Origin of the sequence: Floccifex sp., from assembly GCF_051873495.1 — a bacterium.
Lineage (GTDB): Bacteria > Bacillota_I > Bacilli_A > Erysipelotrichales > Erysipelotrichaceae > Floccifex.
Genome location: NZ_JBJEEX010000069.1, coordinates 19,664 through 39,518 on the forward strand (window position 1 = coordinate 19,664; position 19,855 = coordinate 39,518).

A 19,855-nucleotide genomic window follows, 5' to 3' on the forward strand; every position below is an offset into this window, starting at 1 on the left:
TGGACACTCCGACCTTATTCACGGTCTATAAAGGTCATGCTTATTAGGAGGAAAACAAAATGTTATTAAAAGCAGAAAAACAAGCAATCATGAAAGAATATGCTCGTCATGAAGGAGATACAGGTTCTCCAGAAGTTCAAATCGCAGTGTTAACAGCTCAAATCAACCGTTTGACTGACCACTTCAAAGAACACAAACATGACTATCATTCACAACGTGGATTGATGAAAATGGTTGGACGTCGTAAAGCTATGTTATCTTACTTAAAAGATGTTGATTACGATCGTTACAAAGAATTAATTGCTAAATTAGGATTAAGAAAATAATCGAGTTTACTCGATTATTTTTTTTGTCTTTTTTCATCGAGTATGCTATAGTTTAAAATGTCGAAAAATGAGGTGAAAAATAAGATGAAACAAACGTTTCAATTTGATTTCTGTGGTCGGGGGATTACAGTAGAAACAGGTGAAATTGCAAAACAAGCTGATGGTGCTGTCATTATTCGTTATGGTGATACAGTTACGATTTCTACAGCTTGTGCATCAAATCAAGCAAAAGAAGGGATTGACTTTTTCCCTTTAACAGTAAGTTTTGAAGAAAAGTTATATTCAGTAGGTAAAATCCCAGGTGGATTTTTAAGACGTGAAGGAAGACCAAGTGAACATGCTACCTTAACAGCACGTATGATTGACCGTCCAATTCGTCCATTATTTGCGGAAGGATTCCGTAATGAAGTACAAGTTGTTAATACCGTTTTAAGTGTGGATCAAGATTATTCACCAGAAATGGCAGCAATGTTTGGAGCTAGTTTAGCTTTGTGTATTTCTGATATTCCTTTCAATGGGCCAATTGCAGGTGTTAAAGTTGCTCGTGTCAATGGAGAATTAATTGCCAATCCAACAGTTGCTCAACAAGAACAAAGTGATATTGAATTAACTGTTGCTGGTACAAAATATGCTTTAAACATGGTTGAAGCAGGAGCTCAAGAAGTATCAGAAGAAGATATGTTAGAAGCTTTAATGTTTGGTCATGAAAAAATTAAAGAATTATGTGCTTTCCAAGAAGAAGTAGTAAAAGCATGTGGTAAAGAAAAACGTGAAGTTGCTTTATATGCAGTTGATGAACAATTAGATAAAGATGTTCGTGAACATTATGAAGCAAGTATTCGTCAAGCTGTTTCTATTAAAGAAAAATTAGAAAGATATGGAAAAATTGATGAATTAACTGAAGAAGCTGTTGCTTATATTGAAGGAAAAGAATTCGATTCTGAAAAAGCTAAAGAAGAAGCAATTAAAGAAACACGTGAAATTTGCCGTGGAATCGAAGCGGATGAAGTTCGTCGCTTAATTATTGAAGATAAAGTTCGTCCAGATGGTCGTAAAATAGATGAAATTCGTCCATTAAATTCACAAGTTGATTTATTACCACGTGTACATGGATCAGCTTTATTTACTCGTGGGGAAACACAAGTATTATCTACAACAACTTTAGGAGCATTAAATGATAATCAAATTATCGATGACTTAACTGTTGTAGATTCTAAACGTTTTATGCATCACTACAATTTCCCTCCATATTGTGTAGGGGAAACAGGACGTATGGGAACACCAGGACGTCGTGAAATTGGGCACGGTGCCTTAGGAGAAAGAGCTCTTGCTCAAGTTCTTCCTTCGTTAGAAGAATTCCCTTATACAATTCGTACAGTTGCAGATGTAATGGAATCAAATGGATCTTCATCACAAGCAAGTATTTGTGCAGGAACAATGTCATTAATGGCAGCTGGTGTTCCTATTAAAGCACCTGTAGCTGGTATTGCGATGGGATTAATCATGGATGATGAAACAGGAAAATATACTGTATTAACAGATATTCAAGGTATGGAAGATCACTTCGGTGATATGGACTTTAAAGTTGCCGGTACAAAAAATGGTATCACTGCTCTACAAATGGACATTAAAACAACTGGTATCACTCGTGAAATTTTCCAAGAAGCTTTAGCTCAAGCTCACAAGGCTCGTCTAGAAATTTTAGATAACATGCTTGCATGTATTCCTGAACCAAGAAAAACTGTAAGTCAATATGCTCCAAAAATTGGAATGATGCAAATTAAACCTGAAAAGATTAAAGATGTAATCGGACCTGGTGGTAAAATGATTAACGAAATCATTGCCCAATGTGATGATGTTAAAATTGATATTGATGATGATGGTAAAGTGGTAATTTATCATATGAATCAAGAAATGATTGATAAAGCTAAAGATTTAATTTTCAACATTGTACGTGAAGTTAAAGTTGGAGATGTATATGCGGCTAAAGTTGTTCGCATTGAAAAATTTGGTGCCTTTGTTAATTTATTTGGAAATACTGATGGATTATTACATGTATCAAAAATAAGCCATAATCGCGTTGAAAAAGTTGAAGATGTATTATCAATTGGTGATGTTATTGATGTAAAAGTAATGGAAATTGATAATAAAGGTCGTATCAATGTAAGTGCTAAAGCTTTACTTCCTAAATTGAAAAAAGAAAATGAAGCTGAATAAGGATATCGCAAGATATCCCTTTTTTATTTAGTCAAATAATGATAAAATATCACAAAAGGAGATTTTTATGGATTTTTTAAAGTACGCAAACGAAAAAAAAGACGAATTCCTAAAGGATTTAAATAAATTAGTTGAAATTGAATCTGTACGCGACGATTTAACGGCTAAAGAACAAGCACCATTTGGTGATAATTGTCGTAAAGTTCTTGATGTTTGTTTAGATATGGCAAAACAAGATGGGTTTATGACAAAAGATATTGATGGATATGCTGGTGTAATCGAATACGGAGAAGGAGAAGAAACATTTGGTGTTCTTGGACACTTAGATGTTGTACCTCTAGGAGAAGGATGGACAAAAGAGCCACTTCAAGTTACTTATAATGATGGTTATGTATTTGGTCGTGGAGTAATGGATGATAAAGGTCCTGCTTTAGCTGGATACTATGCTTTAAAAATCATCAAAGAATTAAACATCCCACTTCGTAAAAAAGTTATGCTTATTGTTGGATGTGATGAAGAATCAGGTATGCAATGCATGGATTATTATTGTAAACACGCTCAAATCCCTGATATGGGATTTGTACCTGATGCAAATTTCCCTTGTATTTATGGTGAAAAAGGTGGTTTACATGTTGGCTTACAATCTGATGATAAAACGGTTGTGAAAAAATTAGTTGCTGGACAAGCAATGAATATTGTAATTGGAAAAGCAGATGCTTATGTAGAAACAATGAGTGAACAACAAGAAGCTTTATTTAATTTCTATTGTCAATCTAATCAAATTGAAGGTTCTATTGAACGTGGAGATTTAGTTAAAATTCACATTGAAGGACAACCAGCGCATGCGGCGTGGCCTTATAATGGAGTAAATGCAGCTTTACATTTATTGAATTATATTGGTTCAGCGTATGATGATACTTTATGTAAAGATTACTACTCTTTATTAAAAGATTGGATGGGAAAACCAGTTGGAATTGATGTTGAAGGAACATATTTCTCATGCTTAACAATGAGTACAGGTTTTGTTACTATTGAAAATGGACATAGCCAAGTTTTAATTGATATTCGTTATCCTAATGATGTAACAGGAGATGAAATTATTGATCAATTTAAAGTAGTATGTGCTGCGAAACAATCACATATTGAAGTTACTAAAGAAAGTGATTCAAAACCTTTATTTGTAGATCCTAATTCTCAATTAGTAACAGATTTAATGGCGGTATATCGTAAATATACAAAAGATACATTCCATGGTCCAATGACTATTGGAGGAGGAACATATGCTCGTCATTTTGAAAACTTTGTTTCATATGGACCAGAAAAACCATGGGAACAAGTGGAAACAGACCAAATCGTAGGAGGATGTCACCAAGCTGATGAAGGAATTAAATTGTCTTCATTAATTGAAGCAATTGCAATTTATGCGGATGCGATTGTGACATTGTGTAGTTAATATGAGAATGCGTAAAGTAAAATGGGCTGTTGATTATTTAACAGAAAGTACCCATATTGTCACAAGTCCTGATTCTTTAAAGGGAAGATGGAAAGAGTATTTAAACTGCAATGAATTACATGTTGAAATTGGTTGTGGAAAAGGTAATTATTCTTTGAATATGGCAATCAAATATCCTGAACAAGGATATGTTGCAATTGAAAAAAATGAAAGTGCGGCAGGAATGGCGGCTAAGAAATTTGATGAAAATGAATCAGAAGCACACTTAGCTCTTATTCGTGGGGATGCTAGTGAAATAGTAAACTGGTTTGAAGAAGGCGAAGTAGATGTGATTCATTTAAACTTTTCCGATCCATGGCCAAAGAAAAGATATGCGAAAAGAAGATTATCTTCAAAGAGCTTTTTAAATCAATATCGAATGATTTTAAGTGAAAAAGGACAAATTCAGATGAAAACGGATAACAGTTCTTTATTTGAATACTCTGTTCTTGAATTTCAAAATAATGGATTTACGATGATTGATTTTAGTGTTGATTATCGTCGCGAAGCTCATGATGAAGATGTCATGACAGAATATGAAGAAAAATTTGTGGAGAAAGAACAGCCAATTTATCGCTGTGTATGGAAAAAGATATGAAAAAAATAAATAACCAAGAAGAATTTTTAGAAGTTTCAAAACAAGAAGGAACACAAGTATTTTTATTTACGACGAAATGGTGTGGAGACTGCATTTATATTAAGCCATTTCTTCCTTCTATCGAAAGTGAATTTGATCAATTTAATTTTTATGAAGTCGACCGTGACGAATGCATGGACTTAGCACGTGAAATGGATATTATGGGAATTCCAAGCTTTGTGTGCTACCGTGATGGAAAAGAAATATCGCGTTTTGTTTCTAGTTTACGTAAAACTAAAGAAGAGATTGTTGATTTTTTAAATGAAATTAAGTAAGGAGGGTCTAAAATGTCTAAAGTTAAAGACTTAATGCATGCGATTTTAAATGAAGGAATCGAAGAAGACGAAGATGAAGTGGTTGAGACAAAAGTAGAATTGCCTGTGCAAGAAGAAGTACAAGAACAACCTACTTTTGTAGAGCCTAAAATTAAACCAATTAGTACTGACAATGCATCAATTCCTGATTTTTTTGATGATACAAAAAAAGAAAAGACAGAAAAGAAAGCTAGTATTTTTGATGGAATGAGTTATGATGAAGTTTCATCTGATAAAAATAGAAAAAAAACTAAAAAATCAGAATATCATTATGATCGTTCTAAAATTAAACAAAATCTAAATAAAGAAGATTTTGAATATTCACCGGTCATTTCTCCAATTTTTGGAAATGCACAAGAAGAAAAGAAAGAATTTGATAAAGTACATAATGCTGTGGATTTAAAGAAACCAAGCGATGATTTTACATTCACAAAAGTGATTTCACCAATGTATGGAAACGATATTCCAACTCCTAAACCGGTTGAACAAATTCCTCCTAAAAGAGTTGTGAAAAAAGAAAATGTACAATCTGAATATACATTAAAAGATATGTTATCTTCTCCTGATAAAAAAGATACAAAACAAAAGTCATTATTTGATGAAGAATAGGAAGTGAGTAGATTGGCTTATCATTTTATAGGAATTAAAGGAACTGGTATGGCAGCTTTGGCTTGTATTCTACATGATCAACATAAAGTTATTACAGGCTCTGATATTGATAAATACATATTTACCCAAGATGGACTTGAACAAAGAGGAATTCCTTTTTATTCATTCGATGCGTCAAATATTCATGATGGTGATACTGTTATTATTGGATTGAGTTTTGATGATTCTAATGTGGAAGTAAAAGCAGCACACGATAATCCAAATGTTAAATGTTATTACTATAATGAATATTTAGGGGTATTGCTTCAAGACTATGTATCTGTATGCGTTGCTGGTTGTCATGGAAAGAGTACTACTACAGGTTTGTTGGGAACAGTATTACAAAAACATGAAGATACAGCTTATTTGATTGGTGATGGACATGGATATATGCCGGATCAAGCAAAAAACTTTGTTTTAGAGTCATGTGAATTTCAACGTCATTTTTTAGCCTATCATCCTGATTATGCGATTATCACAAATATTGAATTAGACCATATTGACTATTATAAAGACATCGATGATTATGTCAGTGCTTATCAATCATTTGTAAATCAAGTTAAAAAGAAAGTTATAATTTATGGGGACGACCCATATCTTCCTAACTTATCATATAAAGTTCCATATGTTACTTATGGATTAGGTGAAAATAATGATTATGTAGCAAAAAATATTGTTCAAGGTGAACAAGGAATGCAATTTGATTGTTACTGTCACAATGAATTTTTGACACATATTGAACTGACAGAAGTAGGAGATCCTTTTTTACAGGATGCATTAGGAACCTTTGCACTAGCTCATGAAATGGGATGTTCTGTTGAAGAAATTGTTGAGGGATTAAAAGAATACAGAGGAATTGCTAGACGTTTCGTTATTGAAGAAGTAAAAGATAGTGTATTAATTGATGATTATGCGCATCATCCAACTGCGATTCGTTATATGATCGATTCAGCTCGTAAGAAATATCCTTCAAAGAAAATTGTTGCCTTGTATAAACCTGATCGATATTCACGTTTGCAATATTTTTTAGATGATTTTGCTGCTAGTTTAAATACTGCAGATCAAGTTGTGCTTTGTGATTTTCCTAAAAACGCGAAACGAGAAGATGAAACCATTACTGTTACTATCGATGATCTAGTAAAGAGATGTCCTAATTCTATTTTATTAGACATTGATGAAAAGAGTGCTGAAAAGTTATATGAGATGACACCAGCGGTATTTGTATTCATGTCAAGTAAAGATATATACTTATTAAAAGATATGTTAAAAGAAAAGATAGAAAAATAATTCTATCTTTTTTCATTTTTGAAAAAATTTTCAAAAACAAATAGGATAAAAAGCTATAAAGTGTTATAATCAATATGAGGTGAAAAACATGACAATGGATCAATTATTATATATGGTTTCTTTCATTGCGAAGTGTTTGCTTCCGGTGTTTGGTGTTGTTTTATTAGTTTATTTGATTTTATTTGTGAAAGAATTAATTGTTACTTTGAAAGAAGTGACAAAGACAATGTCAACAGTTGAAGAACAAGTAAGAAAACTTGATGACCCTTTAAATACCGTACAAGACATTTCTCATAGTGTAGATGAAATGCATGCAGGGGCAAAAAAAGCTTGTAAAAACGTTGTAGATACAACTAAAGACAGTATTACAACAATCAAATCTTTTGTGAATGACAATAAAGATAATTGGAAACAAGCAATAGAAGAAAAAGGCAATGAACTTAAATCTAAATTTAATCGTGATAAAGATTAATTAAAATAATAGGGAAGGAGTAGATTAAATGAAACGAATTACAATTTATGATGTTGCGAAGGAGGCTGATGTTTCTCTTGCTACTGTCAGCCGTGTTATTAATGATAGCAATGTTGTTCGTGAGGACACACGTATTCGTGTACAACAAGCAATTGAAAAATTAGGGTATAAACCAAATGCTATTGCACAAGGTCTAGCATTGTCAAAGACTACAACAATTTCAATTGTAATGTCTGAGCGATTGATTGCTTACAATGCTAAAATTTTAAGTGGGTTAATGAATATTGCCAGTACTTATCACTACAATATCATGTTCCATGTTATTTCTAAGGGAATCAATGAAATGAGTGATATTGTTGAATCAATTATCAAAACTCATGTTGATGGAGTTATTTTATTTAATGACGATTTTAGTCAAGATGAAATGGAAGCATTGCTTGTTTATCAAATTCCAATTGTTATAGTGGGAAGTAAAATTGAAGAAACAAAACTTCCAAATGTTGCCAATGTATACGTTGACTTTGAAAAACTTGCGTATAATTTAGTCAATTCGTATTTTGATAAGGGAATTACTGATATTGCGTTAGTAGAAGATAAGTTAAATATGTATATGATGGATCGCTTAAAAGCGGGATTTGAAAAAGCTTATCGTGAACGTGGAATGGAATTCACAAATTATATTTCATTTGATGATACATATAAAAACTCATATATCTATCTATCAAATTATTTTAAGAAAAATAAACCAAGTCAATTAATCGTAACATTCCGTGATTCTCAAGCGGTTGCGGTTATGAACTCTTTAAAAGAAACTGGATATTCTGTTCCAGAAGATAGTGAGTTAATTTGTATTTTAAATAATAAATATTTAACTATGGTTCGTCCAAATATTACTTCTTATTCTTTACCGGAATACGATATGGGAACTATCGCAATGAGATTATTACAAAAGATGTTAATGGATCAACCGGGAAAAAATCGTTTTATTGAACAAAATTTCTCTATGATTCCTAGACAAACAACAAAATAACTTGATTCCATTTGGATTCAAGTTTTTTTTTATGTATACTATGGGTATGGAAATTGTAATTATTAATGAAGCAAAAGATAAATCAGTTTATCGATATAAAAAAGACTACGAAAAAATTTTTGAAAAAGCTCTAACACTATTAAATCGTAATACTAATTCCGTTTTAAGTGTTATCTTCGTAACACCGGAAAGAATTCATGAAATTAATCGCGAATACCGCAATATTGATCGTGCAACCGATGTTATTAGTTTTGCTTTACAAGACGATATGTCTGAATTTGAAATTGAGGAAGTGGAAGAAGAATTAGGAGATATTTTTATTAATGTTCAGGCAATTCGTGATCAAGCACAATCGTATGGACATTCGTTAAGAAGAGAAGCGTGTTTCTTATTCTGTCATGGCGTTCTTCATTTACTAGGTTATGATCATATGACACCAGAAGATGAAAAAGAAATGTTTTCATTACAAGATTTAATTTTAGATGATATAGTAAAAAGATAGAAAGGAAAAAGATAAATGGAATATAGATCAGGATTTATAGCTATTGTTGGTCGACCTAACGCAGGTAAAAGCACATTGTTAAATGCTCTTTTAAAAGAAAAAATTGCGATTATGTCGGACAAACCAAATACAACAAGAAATAATATATCGGGCATTCTTACGAATGAGGATGCACAATATATATTTGTAGATACACCAGGAATTCATAAACCTCAACAACAATTAGGAAGAGTTTTGAATAAAAATGCTTATACTGCTATGGAAGACTGTGATTGTATCGCATGGATTATTGATGTTACACAGTCATTTGGTTCAGGAGACGAATTTATTTTAAGTCGTATTCAATCTCTTCATAAACCAGTTATTTTAATTGTGAATAAAGTTGACTGCATTTCAAAAGAAAAATTAATGAAAAAATTGTTAAATTGGCAATCTAAATTTGATTTTAATGAAATTGTACCCATCTCGGCTTTAAAGAAAAATAATATAGAAGAATTATTAAAAGTTTTTTATAAATACTTACCAGAAGGACCCATGTTGTTCCCAGAAGAAATGAAAAGTGACCATGATTTAAATTTCCAAATGTGTGAAATTGTTCGTGAAAAGATTTTATTTAAAACACATGATGAAATCCCACATAGCATTGCCGTTCTTTTAGAGAAAAAAGAAATTACGGATAAGGGAATGAAACTTCAAATGATGGTTGTTGTGGATCGTGATAGTCAAAAGGGAATTTTAATTGGAAAACAAGGAAATATGATTCGTTCTATTCGTTTAGATGCGCAAAAAGAATTATCTAAAAAGTGTAATTGTCGAGTTGAACTTGAATTATATGTTCGAGTAGAAAAGAATTGGCGTAATCACGAACAAAAAATCAAAGAATTTGGATTGGATGAATTAAACGATGACTTCGATTGATGAAGTTGAAGGAATTATCCTTTCTTCAATGGAATACAAAGAAAATGATTGTATTGTTCATATTGCATGTGAAGATAAAATTATTTCTTTTATTGCCAAAGGTGCACTAAAACAAAATGCGAAAAATCGTATTTTGATTCATCCTTTTTCATATGTGCATATATCGCTTACTCAAACTAAATTTCCTGTTCTGACAAATGGACATGTTATTGAATCTTTTTATCGAATTCAGGAAAATTTAGAAGCACAATGCATTTGCAATGTGTTAAAAGATTGTTTGATAAGATCTGTTCCAACAAAAGAAATATTGAATCACTTTAAAAAGATGCTCTCTATGTTTCATGAAAACAATCCTAAAGCCATTACAATGGCTTGTGTTTGTCTAAAAGATATTTTAAAACAAGATGGATTTGCGATGCATGTAACAGATTGTGTGCTGTGTCATTCAAAGAAAAATATTGAAACAATTTCAATTGATGATGGAGGTTTTTTGTGTTGTAGCTGCAACATTCAAAATCATCCTCGTTATCACAAAAATGAGTTAATTCAGTATTATTCTTTGTTTCAATTTAAAGAAGAAAAGTTATCTGAATTTATAGATTATTATACATTTGATGTGAATCAATTTTGTTTTTTAATGAAATGGTATTGTCATCATGAACAAATTCAATTAAATTCTTTTATATTTTTACAATCAATCTTAAATCTATAGCCCAGTGCTTTAGATTTTTTTTTATTTAGGGTATAATAGAATTTGAAATGCAGGAGGTTTTTTTTATGAGTACAAAGTCATTTAATGAAGTCGTTGCCCATATGAAAAATTCAGGATTTGTTTATCAAGGTTCTGAAATTTATGGTGGTTTAGCAAATACATGGGATTTTGGTCCTTTAGGAATTGAGTTAAAAAATAATATTAAGAATGCATGGTGGAAACGTTTTATCCAAGAAGATCCAAATAACGTAGGATTACAAAGTGCAATTTTGATGAACCCAAATGTATGGGTTGCTAGTGGTCACGTTGGTGGATTCTCAGATCCACTAATGGATTGTAAAGAATGTAAATCTAGACATCGTGCGGATCAATTAATTGAAGAAGCAACGAATCATGAAGTTAGTTGTGGTGGATGGACAAATGAAGAAATGGAAAACTATATTAAAGAACATGATATTTGTTGTCCAAAATGTGGAGCCAAAAACTTTACTGAAATTCGTCAATTTAACTTGATGTTTAAAACTTTCCAAGGTGTATTAGAAGACGCAAAGAATACAATTTATCTTCGTCCTGAAACAGCACAAGGAATTTTTGTGAACTTTAAAAATGTTCAAAGATCAATGAGAAAGAAACTTCCATTTGGTGTTGGCCAAATTGGAAAAAGTTTCCGTAATGAAATTACACCTGGAAACTTTATTTTCCGTACTCGTGAATTTGAACAAATGGAATTAGAGTTTTTCTGTAAACCTGGAACAGAATTAGAATGGTTTAATTATTATCGTTCAAACTGCGTTAAATTTTTGAAAGACTTGGGATTATCAGATGAAAACATTCGTTTACGTGATCATGATCCTGAAGAATTAGCCCATTATTCGAATGCTACAACTGACATCGAATACATGTTTGGTGATCCAATTAATTGGGGAGAATTATGGGGAATCGCATCGCGTACAGACTATGATTTAACAGCACATCAAAATGCTTCAAAACAAAGCATGGAATATTTTGATCAAGAAACAGGTGAAAAATACATTCCATATGTTATTGAACCAAGTGTTGGTGTAGAACGTTTAATTTTGGCAGTTATGTGTGAAGCTTATACTGTTGAACAATTAGAAAACGAAGAACGAGTTGTATTAAAATTACATCCATATTTAGCACCATATAAAGTAGCAGTTCTTCCTTTAACTAAAAAATTAAGTGAAAGTGCTATGAATGTTTTCAATACTTTATCAAAGGAATTCTCTTGTACTTATGATGAAGCGGGAAATATCGGAAAACGTTATCGTCGTCAAGATTCAATTGGTACACCATATTGTGTAACAATTGATTATGAAACAGAAAAAGATGGTTGTGTAACAGTTCGTAATCGTGACACAATGGAACAAGAAAGAATTAAATTGGAAGATTTAGTTGAATATATTCAAAAACGAGTTCGTTTTTAATAAGGAGTTATTTTGAGTTGGATTAAAGAAGAGGATATGAAAGAAATCCGTTCAAGAGCGGATATAGTTGATATAATTGGACAATATTTAGCTTTAGAAAAAAAAGGCAAAGGCTATCGTTGTATTTGTCCATTCCATGATGACCATGATCCTAGTATGCAGATTAACACAGAAAAACAAATATTTAAGTGTTTTGTCTGTGGTACAGGAGGAAATGTCTTTACCTTTGTTCAAAAAATAGAAAAAATTTCATTTCCTGAAGCTGTTTCTAAAGTCGCATCCATGGTTGGATATCCTCTTTCTATTCATCAATATGATAGTGTAAAAGTAGATAAAAATAAAAAATACCACGATATTCTTTCTAATTTTATCCAATTTACACAATATGAATTAAATAGTGAAGATGGACAATCTTGTTTGTCTTACTTAAAGAAACGAAACATCTCAAAATCTTTAATTGAAAAGTTTCAAATCGGATATGCACCCAATTCGGATGTCAGTTATCGTTTCTTATCTGGAAAACAAATTTCAAATGAGGATTTAAAGGAAGTTGGGTTATTATATGATGAAACAAACGATTATGTTGTCTTTAGTAATCGTTTAATGATTCCTATTCATGATGAAAACGGAAATCCGGTTGGATTTACTGCCCGTAGATTAAATGAAGACAAAGATGTTTCTAAATATATTAATACACCTCAAACTATTCTATATGAAAAAGGAAATTTAATTTTTAATTACCATCGTGTTAAACAAAGTGCACGCAAAATGAATCGTTGCATCCTTGTTGAAGGAGCAATGGATGTATTGGCATATGAAAAAGCTGGTATTGAACAAGCTCTAGCGTGTCTAGGAACGGCTTGTACTTCTCAACAAATTCGCCTTTTAAAGAAACTACAAGTGCCTATTTTGGTTGCTTATGATGGAGATCAAGCTGGTCAGAATGCAACTTATAAATTTGGTAAATTAGCTGTTGAAAATGGCCTTAAGTTTCAAATTGTGCAAAACAAAACTTTGTTAGATCCAGATGAATTAATTGAAAAATATGGTAAAGATGAGTTAGTAAGTCAATTATCGAATACTATATCTTTTGTTGATTTCTTATTTGATTATTTAAAAAATGTATATAGTTTGAGTAATTATGAAGATAAGAAAAATTATGCCCAAGAGATTTATTCTTATGTAATGAAATGTTGCGATGAATATGAAATTGGGATGTACTTAAAAAGAATTAAAATCGAAACAGGTTTTGATTTTAATAATACACAAGAAAATAAAAAACAGACTAAAAAAGAGTATCGTCCTGTTTATTTTAATGAACTACAATCAGGTCGTATTTCCGCTGAAAAAACGGTTATGGCCATGATTTGTTCTAGTAAAAAAGCAGCCGAACAATTTCAAAATGAAATTGGATTCTTTTCTGATTCTGTTTGTAATCAGCTATCTTTATATTGTTATGATTTATATAGACAAAACAATCAAATTGATATTGATTCGTTATTGTCTAGAATTGAAGAAGAAGATGTTCGAAATCTACTTGTTGAGTTAATGAATGAATTTGATTTTGTTTATAATGAAGATTTGTTTAATGATAGCTTATTGAAAATTAAAGAATGTGCTCTTCAAGATGCGATTGATTCATTAAATAATCAAATTTCAAATTTATCTAATCCAATTGAAAAAGCTAAATTAGCTATGAAAAAAAATGAGTTGATTTCACAGAAAATTGAACTTCGTCGAAAGGATGGGTAGTATGGTCATTGATGTAAAAAAACAAAAATTTGGTTCTATTGAAGAAATGAAATCATTTCTTTTGAATCAAGGAGTAGAAGATATTGAAGTGTCACAAGTAGATGTTGTTGAAAAATTAACGGAAATACAATCTACAGATGATGATATTGATGAGTTTTTTGAATGGTGTACGCAAAATAATGTGATTTTTATTGACGAAGAAGACAATGAAATGGAAGAAGTTGATGAGTTAGATGATAATTTAGATGATTATGATAATTCGATTGAGAATGAAATCTCTGAATTAGAACAATCGTTCGCTGCTAATTCTCAAGCTAAAACAAGTGATCCTGTAAAAATGTATTTAAAGGAAATTGGGCAAATTCCATTATTAAGTCCTCAAGAAGAACCTATTATTGCCAAGGCAATTCAAGATGGAAATGAAGCACAAGAGAAAATTAAAGATTGTACAGATGAAAATGAGAAAGAACAACTTCAACAAATCATTGATTTAGGAAAAGAATCAAAACAAAAATTAATCAATGCGAATTTACGATTGGTTGTGTCCATTGCTAAAAAGTATGTTGGTCGTGGTATGCTGTTTCTTGATTTAATTCAAGAAGGAAATTGTGGATTAATTAAAGCTGTAGATAAGTTTGATTACACAAAGGGATTTAAATTTTCAACATATGCAACTTGGTGGATTCGCCAAAGTATTACGCGTGCTATTGCAGATCAGGCTCGTACGATTCGTATTCCAGTTCATATGGTGGAAACCATTAATAAATTGACACGAATTCAACGTCAATTGGTTCAAGATTTAGGTCGTGAACCAACGCCTGAAGAAATAGCTGAAAAGATGGGGAATATTACTCCTAGTAAAGTACGTGAAATTCAAAAAATCAGTTTGGATCCTGTTTCATTAGAAACACCTATTGGTGAAGAAGATGATTCTCATCTAGGTGATTTCATTGAAGATAAAATTACGGTTTCACCTGGAGAATATACAAATAATCAATTGTTGAAAGATGAAATTGATAATGCATTATGTGGGTTAACAGAAAGAGAAGAAAAAGTTCTTCGTCTTCGTTTTGGTTTGGAAGATGGGCGAACTAGAACTTTGGAAGAAGTTGGAAAAGAGTTCAATGTTACTAGGGAAAGAATTCGTCAAATTGAAGCTAAAGCACTTCGAAAATTAAAAAACCCAAATCGTTCAAAACGATTAAAGGATTTCATTAAATGATTTCGAATCGACTACAAGCCATTGTTGATTGGATTGATGGAACTGTTTTAGCAGATATTGGCTGTGACCATGGATATGTATGCATTGAATCAATTTTACAGAATAAAGTTAGGAAAGCTTATGCTTGTGATGTTGCTAAGGGACCTTTAGAAAATGCATCACAAACCATTCAAAAGTATCATTTAGAAAATCAAATTGAATGTGAATTAATGAATGGTATTGATTATTTAAAAGAAGATGTTGATATTATTGTTATTGCAGGTATGGGTGCTTCTACAATTATTGATATTTTAACAGGAAAAAAATTAAAACCGGGAATGAAATTAATTTGTTCTCCACATAAAGATGTTGAATCGTTTCGTTTGTTTGCTTCCCAAAATGGGTACAAAATCATCAAAGAAAAAGTAATATACGATGAGCATTTCTATTCCGTGATTTATTTAGAATATGATGGTAGTTCGTATACTTTATCGAATTCAGAATATTATTATGGACTAAATGTTCAAAGAGATGATGTTTTCTCACAATTTATAGACGAAGAGACAAAAAAATGGCAAAGAATATATAATTCAATGCCAAGTGATAAACGATTGAAAATCGAAGAGCGATTAAACGCAATTGATGAAATACGCTAGAGAATATTCTCAATGCGTATTTTTTCTTTTTCTCCTTGATTATTCAAATAATCATAAATCATATTCGTTAAATAAGAAGGAGTACTTGCTCCTGATGTGATTGCAATATGAGCATGATTTTTTATACTATCTAAATCAATATCATTCACGCTTTGAGCTTTGATGACTTGTGGGATACCAGCAATTTTACCAATATTAGCTAATTGACTCGTGTTATTGCTTGTTGGGTCTCCTACAACGATAAGTGTATCAATGCCTTGGTTTTTTAAGTTTAAGATAGCTTGTTGACGAATCCGTGTCGCATTACATATTTCATCGTGGATGATGCATGTTGGATATTTTTTTGAAATTTCATCAAATATATTTTGGATATCCAAAATTGACATTGTTGTTTGATTTGTCACAAATATTTTTGAAGAATTAATAGAGGGAATATCTTGAGTGGATTCTATTAAATATACATTCGCATTTCCTTCATAAATAGCCTGTGCTTCAGGATGGTTTTTCTTGCCAATATAAAAAACAATAAAATCTTGTTCTAAATATTCTTTTACAATTTTTTGGGTTTGCGATACAAATGGACAAGTCGCATCGATAATTTTTAATCCTTTCTTTCTTGCTTTTTCAAACACGGCAGAACTAACACCATGTGCTGTAAAAATCACGATTCCTGAATCAATTAAATCTAATAATTCTAAACGCGATTTGTTTTTGACATCGACTGTTTCTATGTTATGATATTGTAGCGCTTCTTGTACATATTTATTATGCACAAGATTTCCAAGGATTGTGATGTGTTCGGATTGATTTTCTAAGCGACAATTTTTCGCAATTTGAATAGCTTTAAGAACACCACCGCAATATCCTTGTGGTTCTAACATTTGAATGGTAAATTGTTTCATAGTATTATGATATAAATTTAATTTTGATTGTCAATTGAATTGATGTTTGATTTAATAAAAAAAAAGGAGGTTTATCATGAATCGAATTAAAAAAATAATGGAGATTGAACATTTTAAAGAATTAACTCCTATTCAAAAAGCAGTAGTTGAACGAAGCAATCCTAATCGTGATTTAATTGGAATTTCAAGTACAGGTTCGGGTAAGAGTCATGCGTTTTTTATGTCTATTTTTAATAAAATTGATTTAGAAAGCGATGAAGTCCAAGCTGTTATTTTTGCACCTACTCGTGAGTTAGCCTATCAATTATATGAAAGATGTAAAAAAATTAGTGATGCATTTAATGTTAAGGTAAAACTAATTACTGGTGGAATGGAAAGAACAACGGCAAATATTCAAGCTCAAATTGTTATTGGTACACCAGGACGAATGAAAGATTTATTCATTGAAGAAAATGTACTTCGTTTGGATACCGCAAAAATTATGATTATCGATGAAACTGATATGACATTAGAATTTGGTTTCCTTGAAGATATTGACATGATTTTATCTCATATGGATAAAAAAATTCAGTTAATGGTTTTTTCGGCAACAGTGCCACAAGGCCTTCAACCGTTCTTGAAAAAATATTTGTATAATCCTGAAATTATCCAAATTTCAACAGATGAAGATTATCAAAGTGATGTACAGCATATTTTAATTTCTTGTAAGCACAAAAGCTATAAAGAACGTTTATTAGATGTGCTTCCATGCATTAATCCTTATGTATGTTTGATTTTTGCTAATACAACTAAAGAAGCAAGTGAAATCGCAACTTTTTTAAGAGAACACAATTATCAATTAGTTGAACTTCATGGTGGTTTAGAATCAAGAGAAAGATATAAAGCAATTAAAGAAATTCAAAGTCAAAAGAAAAGTTATATTGTTGCTAGCGATGTTGCAAGTCGTGGAATTGACTTAGAAGGAATTACTCATGTTATTTCATGTGGATTCCCGAAAGATTTAAATTTCTATGTTCACCGTGCTGGTAGAACAGGTCGAGTAGATCGTGATGGGGTATGCATTGCTTTATATCAAGAAAAAGATCAAAGTGCAATTAAGTCTTTAGAGAAAAAAGGAATTCACTTTGAATCTAAAGATATACGTAATCATCAAATTGTAGATGTGAAACCAAAAAAACAAACAAAAAAAGAAGATCCCTTTGAACAAGATATCAAGAAAATAAAAAATAAGAAGACAAAAGTTAAACCTGATTATAAAAAACGTCAAAACGAAGAAATTGAACGCATGAAAAAGAAAAAAAGACGTGAAATGATTAAAAATGATATTAAACGTCAAAAGAAAGAACGTGCTATCCAAAAACAAAAGGAGAAACAATAATGTTGTATTTAGGATGTCATGTATCAATGAAAGCACCTAAATATTTAGAAGGCTCAATTCAAGAAGCTCTTCAATATGGAGCAAATGCTTGTATGGTTTATACAGGGCCTCCTAGTAACTCTAAACGAGTTGATGTTGAAAAACTAAATATTGTGCAAGCTAAAAGATTAATGGAAGAAAATCATTTTAAAAGTGAAAATGTCATTATACATGCACCTTACATTATTAATATAGCCAATACTCTTAAACCAGAGACATATGAATTTGGAGTATCTTTTTTAAAAAATGAATTAAAAAGAGTGGAAGCTATTGGTTCTACTATTCTTGTATTACATCCTGGTTCACACGTAAATGCAGGAATAGAAGCCGGATTGGATAGTATTGTGAATGGATTAAATGAAGTGTTAAAAGATGATGATACTTCAGTTAGAATCGCATTAGAAACGATGGCTGGAAAGGGAAGCGAACTTGGTTCAAGTTTTGAACAGCTTCAGTACATAATTTCTCATGTTGAAAAAAATGATCGTTTAGGTGTTTGTTTGGACACTTGTCACATTCATGATGCAGGATATGATGTAAGTGATTTTGATACGGTTTTAAATGAATTTGATGCTATTATTGGTCTTGATCGATTATTAGTTGTTCATGTGAATGATTCTAAAAATGAGCGTGGAGCTCATAAAGATCGTCATGAAAACATTGGAAAAGGTCATATAGGATTTGACTCTTTATATAAAATAGTTCACCATGAAAAATTAGATGGAAAATGTATGATTCTTGAAACTCCTTATATCGATGGTAAAGCACCATATAAAGAAGAAATACAAAAATTAAAGGAAATTGACTAAAGTAAGTCAATTTCCTTTTTTAAACGTTCAACAATTTTATCTTGAGGAAGTTTTTCAATGATTTCACCTTTTTTAATTAAAAGACCTTCTTTTTTTCCACCTGCAATGGCAATGTCAGCGTGTTTTGCTTCACCCGGTCCATTAACGGCACATCCCATAATAGCAACAGTAATGTTTTTATTTACGGTTTGAAGATATTTTTCAATTTCATTAACAGCGGGTTCCATGTCCCATTGGGTACGACCACAAGTAGGACAAGCAATCAAATTGGGAACATTATCAATTAACCGACAATCTTTTAACAATTCTTTTACAATTGGAATTTCCTTTTCTGGAGATCCATTTACACTGATTCGAATTGTATTTCCAATGCCTTCATTCAATAAAGTACCAAGGGCAAGCGAACTCTTAATGGCACTTGTCATTGTGGTACCCGCTTCAGTTACACCTAGATGCAATGGATAATTAAAAGTTTGCGATGCTAAGCGGTAAGCTTCGATGCATAATAATGGATCACTTGATTTAAAAGAAAGAACTGTGTCATAAAACCCACATTCTTCAAGAATTTGAACATGACGTTTGGCACTTTCAATCATTCCTTCAGCAGTTGGTTTTCCATATTTTTCGTGAATATCTTTTTCAAGAGAACCACTGTTTATACCAATACGGATTGGAATATGATGTTCTTTACAAGCTTCTACAACTTTTTTTACATTTTCCTTAGATCCGATATTACCGGGATTTAAACGAATTTTATCTGCACCGGCATCAATACATGCCAAGGCAAGTTTATAATCAAAGTGAATGTCAGCAACCAACGGAATATGAATTTGTTTTTGGATTTGTTTAATGGCACTCGCATCTTCAAAATCTAAGCAGCTTACACGGATGATTTCACATCCCATGGCTTCTAAATTAAGAATTTGTTCAACAACTTGGTCAACATTTTTAGTGGGTACATTACACATTGATTGAATGTATATTTTATTATTTTTTCCTAATGGCAAGTTTTTTACATATACTTGTCGTGTTTCAGTACGTTTCATATTGTTTTCCTTTCTTCAATTTTATTGAACTAACACACTCTAACGAGTGTGGGCTTTTTTTTATAAAGCCTG

Annotated in this window: 20 protein-coding genes; 18 read left to right on the plus strand and 2 right to left on the minus strand. The window is 31.5% G+C overall.

Going from position 1 to position 19,855, the window contains the following annotated elements; translation table 11 throughout:
- Nucleotides 1-59 precede the first annotated feature (59 nt).
- From rpsO to ACI313_RS04300, 16 genes are all read left to right on the plus strand, one after another.
- Entirely contained in the window at nucleotides 60-326 is a 267-nt protein-coding gene (rpsO, locus tag ACI313_RS04225) for a 30S ribosomal protein S15 (RefSeq protein ID WP_320608278.1), read from the plus strand.
- A gap of 84 nt (nucleotides 327-410) precedes the next feature.
- Nucleotides 411-2,543, plus strand: coding sequence for a polyribonucleotide nucleotidyltransferase (gene pnp / locus ACI313_RS04230; RefSeq protein WP_320608277.1), 2,133 nt, complete (start codon nucleotides 411-413; stop codon nucleotides 2,541-2,543).
- Between the two features lie 67 nt (nucleotides 2,544-2,610).
- The gene (gene pepV / locus ACI313_RS04235; RefSeq protein WP_439755357.1) at nucleotides 2,611-3,996 is read left to right on the plus strand and encodes a dipeptidase PepV; all 1,386 of its coding nucleotides are present in this window, start codon (nucleotides 2,611-2,613) and stop codon (nucleotides 3,994-3,996) included.
- Nucleotides 3,997-4,003: 7 nt separating this feature from the next.
- Nucleotides 4,004-4,633: a tRNA (guanosine(46)-N7)-methyltransferase TrmB gene (gene trmB / locus ACI313_RS04240; protein WP_439755358.1), complete on the plus strand. Its 630-nt coding sequence runs from the start codon at nucleotides 4,004-4,006 to the stop codon at nucleotides 4,631-4,633.
- Nucleotides 4,630-4,947, plus strand: a complete 318-nt coding sequence (locus ACI313_RS04245; RefSeq protein ID WP_320608113.1) for a thioredoxin family protein — start codon at nucleotides 4,630-4,632, stop codon at nucleotides 4,945-4,947. The genes trmB and ACI313_RS04245 overlap by 4 nt, the downstream gene beginning before the upstream one ends.
- A 12-nt stretch (nucleotides 4,948-4,959) precedes the next feature.
- Nucleotides 4,960-5,595, plus strand: a complete 636-nt coding sequence (locus ACI313_RS04250; protein ID WP_439755359.1) for a hypothetical protein — start codon at nucleotides 4,960-4,962, stop codon at nucleotides 5,593-5,595.
- Nucleotides 5,596-5,598: 3 nt separating this feature from the next.
- Entirely contained in the window at nucleotides 5,599-6,921 is a 1,323-nt protein-coding gene (locus ACI313_RS04255) for a UDP-N-acetylmuramate--L-alanine ligase (RefSeq protein ID WP_439755360.1), read from the plus strand.
- An 88-nt stretch (nucleotides 6,922-7,009) separates the two neighbouring features.
- The gene (locus ACI313_RS04260; protein ID WP_320104464.1) at nucleotides 7,010-7,393 is read left to right on the plus strand and encodes a DUF948 domain-containing protein; all 384 of its coding nucleotides are present in this window, start codon (nucleotides 7,010-7,012) and stop codon (nucleotides 7,391-7,393) included.
- 28 nt (nucleotides 7,394-7,421) lie between these two features.
- The gene (locus ACI313_RS04265) at nucleotides 7,422-8,423 is read left to right on the plus strand and encodes a LacI family DNA-binding transcriptional regulator (protein WP_320608110.1); all 1,002 of its coding nucleotides are present in this window, start codon (nucleotides 7,422-7,424) and stop codon (nucleotides 8,421-8,423) included.
- Nucleotides 8,424-8,469: 46 nt separating this feature from the next.
- On the plus strand, nucleotides 8,470-8,925 hold the full coding sequence (gene ybeY, locus ACI313_RS04270) for an rRNA maturation RNase YbeY (protein WP_320608109.1): 456 nt from the start codon (nucleotides 8,470-8,472) through the stop codon (nucleotides 8,923-8,925).
- A gap of 15 nt (nucleotides 8,926-8,940) precedes the next feature.
- Nucleotides 8,941-9,843: a GTPase Era gene (era, locus tag ACI313_RS04275; RefSeq protein WP_320608108.1), complete on the plus strand. Its 903-nt coding sequence runs from the start codon at nucleotides 8,941-8,943 to the stop codon at nucleotides 9,841-9,843.
- Entirely contained in the window at nucleotides 9,830-10,555 is a 726-nt protein-coding gene (recO, locus tag ACI313_RS04280) for a DNA repair protein RecO (RefSeq protein ID WP_320608107.1), read from the plus strand. Before era ends, recO begins: the two co-directional genes overlap by 14 nt.
- A 65-nt stretch (nucleotides 10,556-10,620) precedes the next feature.
- The gene (locus ACI313_RS04285) at nucleotides 10,621-12,000 is read left to right on the plus strand and encodes a glycine--tRNA ligase (protein ID WP_320608106.1); all 1,380 of its coding nucleotides are present in this window, start codon (nucleotides 10,621-10,623) and stop codon (nucleotides 11,998-12,000) included.
- Between the two features lie 12 nt (nucleotides 12,001-12,012).
- Nucleotides 12,013-13,752: a DNA primase gene (dnaG, locus tag ACI313_RS04290; protein ID WP_320608105.1), complete on the plus strand. Its 1,740-nt coding sequence runs from the start codon at nucleotides 12,013-12,015 to the stop codon at nucleotides 13,750-13,752.
- A gap of 1 nt (nucleotide 13,753) precedes the next feature.
- Nucleotides 13,754-14,974, plus strand: a complete 1,221-nt coding sequence (gene rpoD, locus ACI313_RS04295) for an RNA polymerase sigma factor RpoD (protein WP_439755361.1) — start codon at nucleotides 13,754-13,756, stop codon at nucleotides 14,972-14,974.
- Entirely contained in the window at nucleotides 14,971-15,609 is a 639-nt protein-coding gene (locus tag ACI313_RS04300) for a tRNA (adenine(22)-N(1))-methyltransferase (protein WP_320608103.1), read from the plus strand. The genes rpoD and ACI313_RS04300 overlap by 4 nt, the downstream gene beginning before the upstream one ends.
- Here ACI313_RS04300 and ispH read toward each other — a convergent pair.
- Complete coding sequence (gene ispH / locus ACI313_RS04305; protein ID WP_320608102.1) at nucleotides 15,606-16,511, minus strand: 4-hydroxy-3-methylbut-2-enyl diphosphate reductase; 906 nt, start codon at nucleotides 16,509-16,511, stop codon at nucleotides 15,606-15,608. The genes ACI313_RS04300 and ispH overlap by 4 nt on opposite strands.
- A gap of 76 nt (nucleotides 16,512-16,587) precedes the next feature.
- On the opposite strand from ispH, the gene ACI313_RS04310 reads away from it, so the two are divergent.
- Complete coding sequence (locus tag ACI313_RS04310) at nucleotides 16,588-17,889, plus strand: DEAD/DEAH box helicase (RefSeq protein ID WP_439755362.1); 1,302 nt, start codon at nucleotides 16,588-16,590, stop codon at nucleotides 17,887-17,889.
- Complete coding sequence (locus ACI313_RS04315; RefSeq protein WP_320608100.1) at nucleotides 17,889-18,737, plus strand: deoxyribonuclease IV; 849 nt, start codon at nucleotides 17,889-17,891, stop codon at nucleotides 18,735-18,737. Before ACI313_RS04310 ends, ACI313_RS04315 begins: the two co-directional genes overlap by 1 nt.
- Here the strand turns inward: ACI313_RS04315 and ispG are convergent.
- The gene (gene ispG / locus ACI313_RS04320) at nucleotides 18,734-19,783 is read right to left on the minus strand and encodes a flavodoxin-dependent (E)-4-hydroxy-3-methylbut-2-enyl-diphosphate synthase (RefSeq protein WP_439755363.1); all 1,050 of its coding nucleotides are present in this window, start codon (nucleotides 19,781-19,783) and stop codon (nucleotides 18,734-18,736) included. The two genes, ACI313_RS04315 and ispG, sit on opposite strands and share 4 nt — an antisense overlap.
- Nucleotides 19,784-19,855: the final 72 nt, after the last annotated feature.

What these genes read in the sequence shown, in the direction of transcription:
- ispG (WP_439755363.1), bottom strand. Translation starts at nt 19,783, where the DNA reads ATGAAACGTACTGAAACACGACAAGTATATGTAAAAAACTTGCCATTA.
- ACI313_RS04315 (WP_320608100.1), top strand. Translation starts at nt 17,889, where the DNA reads ATGTTGTATTTAGGATGTCATGTATCAATGAAAGCACCTAAATATTTA.
- ACI313_RS04250 (WP_439755359.1), top strand. Translation starts at nt 4,960, where the DNA reads ATGTCTAAAGTTAAAGACTTAATGCATGCGATTTTAAATGAAGGAATC.
- ACI313_RS04245 (WP_320608113.1), top strand. Translation starts at nt 4,630, where the DNA reads ATGAAAAAAATAAATAACCAAGAAGAATTTTTAGAAGTTTCAAAACAA.
- ACI313_RS04300 (WP_320608103.1), top strand. Translation starts at nt 14,971, where the DNA reads ATGATTTCGAATCGACTACAAGCCATTGTTGATTGGATTGATGGAACT.
- era (WP_320608108.1), top strand. Translation starts at nt 8,941, where the DNA reads ATGGAATATAGATCAGGATTTATAGCTATTGTTGGTCGACCTAACGCA.
- ybeY (WP_320608109.1), top strand. Translation starts at nt 8,470, where the DNA reads ATGGAAATTGTAATTATTAATGAAGCAAAAGATAAATCAGTTTATCGA.
- recO (WP_320608107.1), top strand. Translation starts at nt 9,830, where the DNA reads ATGACTTCGATTGATGAAGTTGAAGGAATTATCCTTTCTTCAATGGAA.
- trmB (WP_439755358.1), top strand. Translation starts at nt 4,004, where the DNA reads ATGCGTAAAGTAAAATGGGCTGTTGATTATTTAACAGAAAGTACCCAT.
- ACI313_RS04310 (WP_439755362.1), top strand. Translation starts at nt 16,588, where the DNA reads ATGAATCGAATTAAAAAAATAATGGAGATTGAACATTTTAAAGAATTA.
- ACI313_RS04265 (WP_320608110.1), top strand. Translation starts at nt 7,422, where the DNA reads ATGAAACGAATTACAATTTATGATGTTGCGAAGGAGGCTGATGTTTCT.
- ACI313_RS04285 (WP_320608106.1), top strand. Translation starts at nt 10,621, where the DNA reads ATGAGTACAAAGTCATTTAATGAAGTCGTTGCCCATATGAAAAATTCA.
- ACI313_RS04260 (WP_320104464.1), top strand. Translation starts at nt 7,010, where the DNA reads ATGACAATGGATCAATTATTATATATGGTTTCTTTCATTGCGAAGTGT.
- pnp (WP_320608277.1), top strand. Translation starts at nt 411, where the DNA reads ATGAAACAAACGTTTCAATTTGATTTCTGTGGTCGGGGGATTACAGTA.
- ispH (WP_320608102.1), bottom strand. Translation starts at nt 16,511, where the DNA reads ATGAAACAATTTACCATTCAAATGTTAGAACCACAAGGATATTGCGGT.
- rpoD (WP_439755361.1), top strand. Translation starts at nt 13,754, where the DNA reads ATGGTCATTGATGTAAAAAAACAAAAATTTGGTTCTATTGAAGAAATG.
- rpsO (WP_320608278.1), top strand. Translation starts at nt 60, where the DNA reads ATGTTATTAAAAGCAGAAAAACAAGCAATCATGAAAGAATATGCTCGT.
- pepV (WP_439755357.1), top strand. Translation starts at nt 2,611, where the DNA reads ATGGATTTTTTAAAGTACGCAAACGAAAAAAAAGACGAATTCCTAAAG.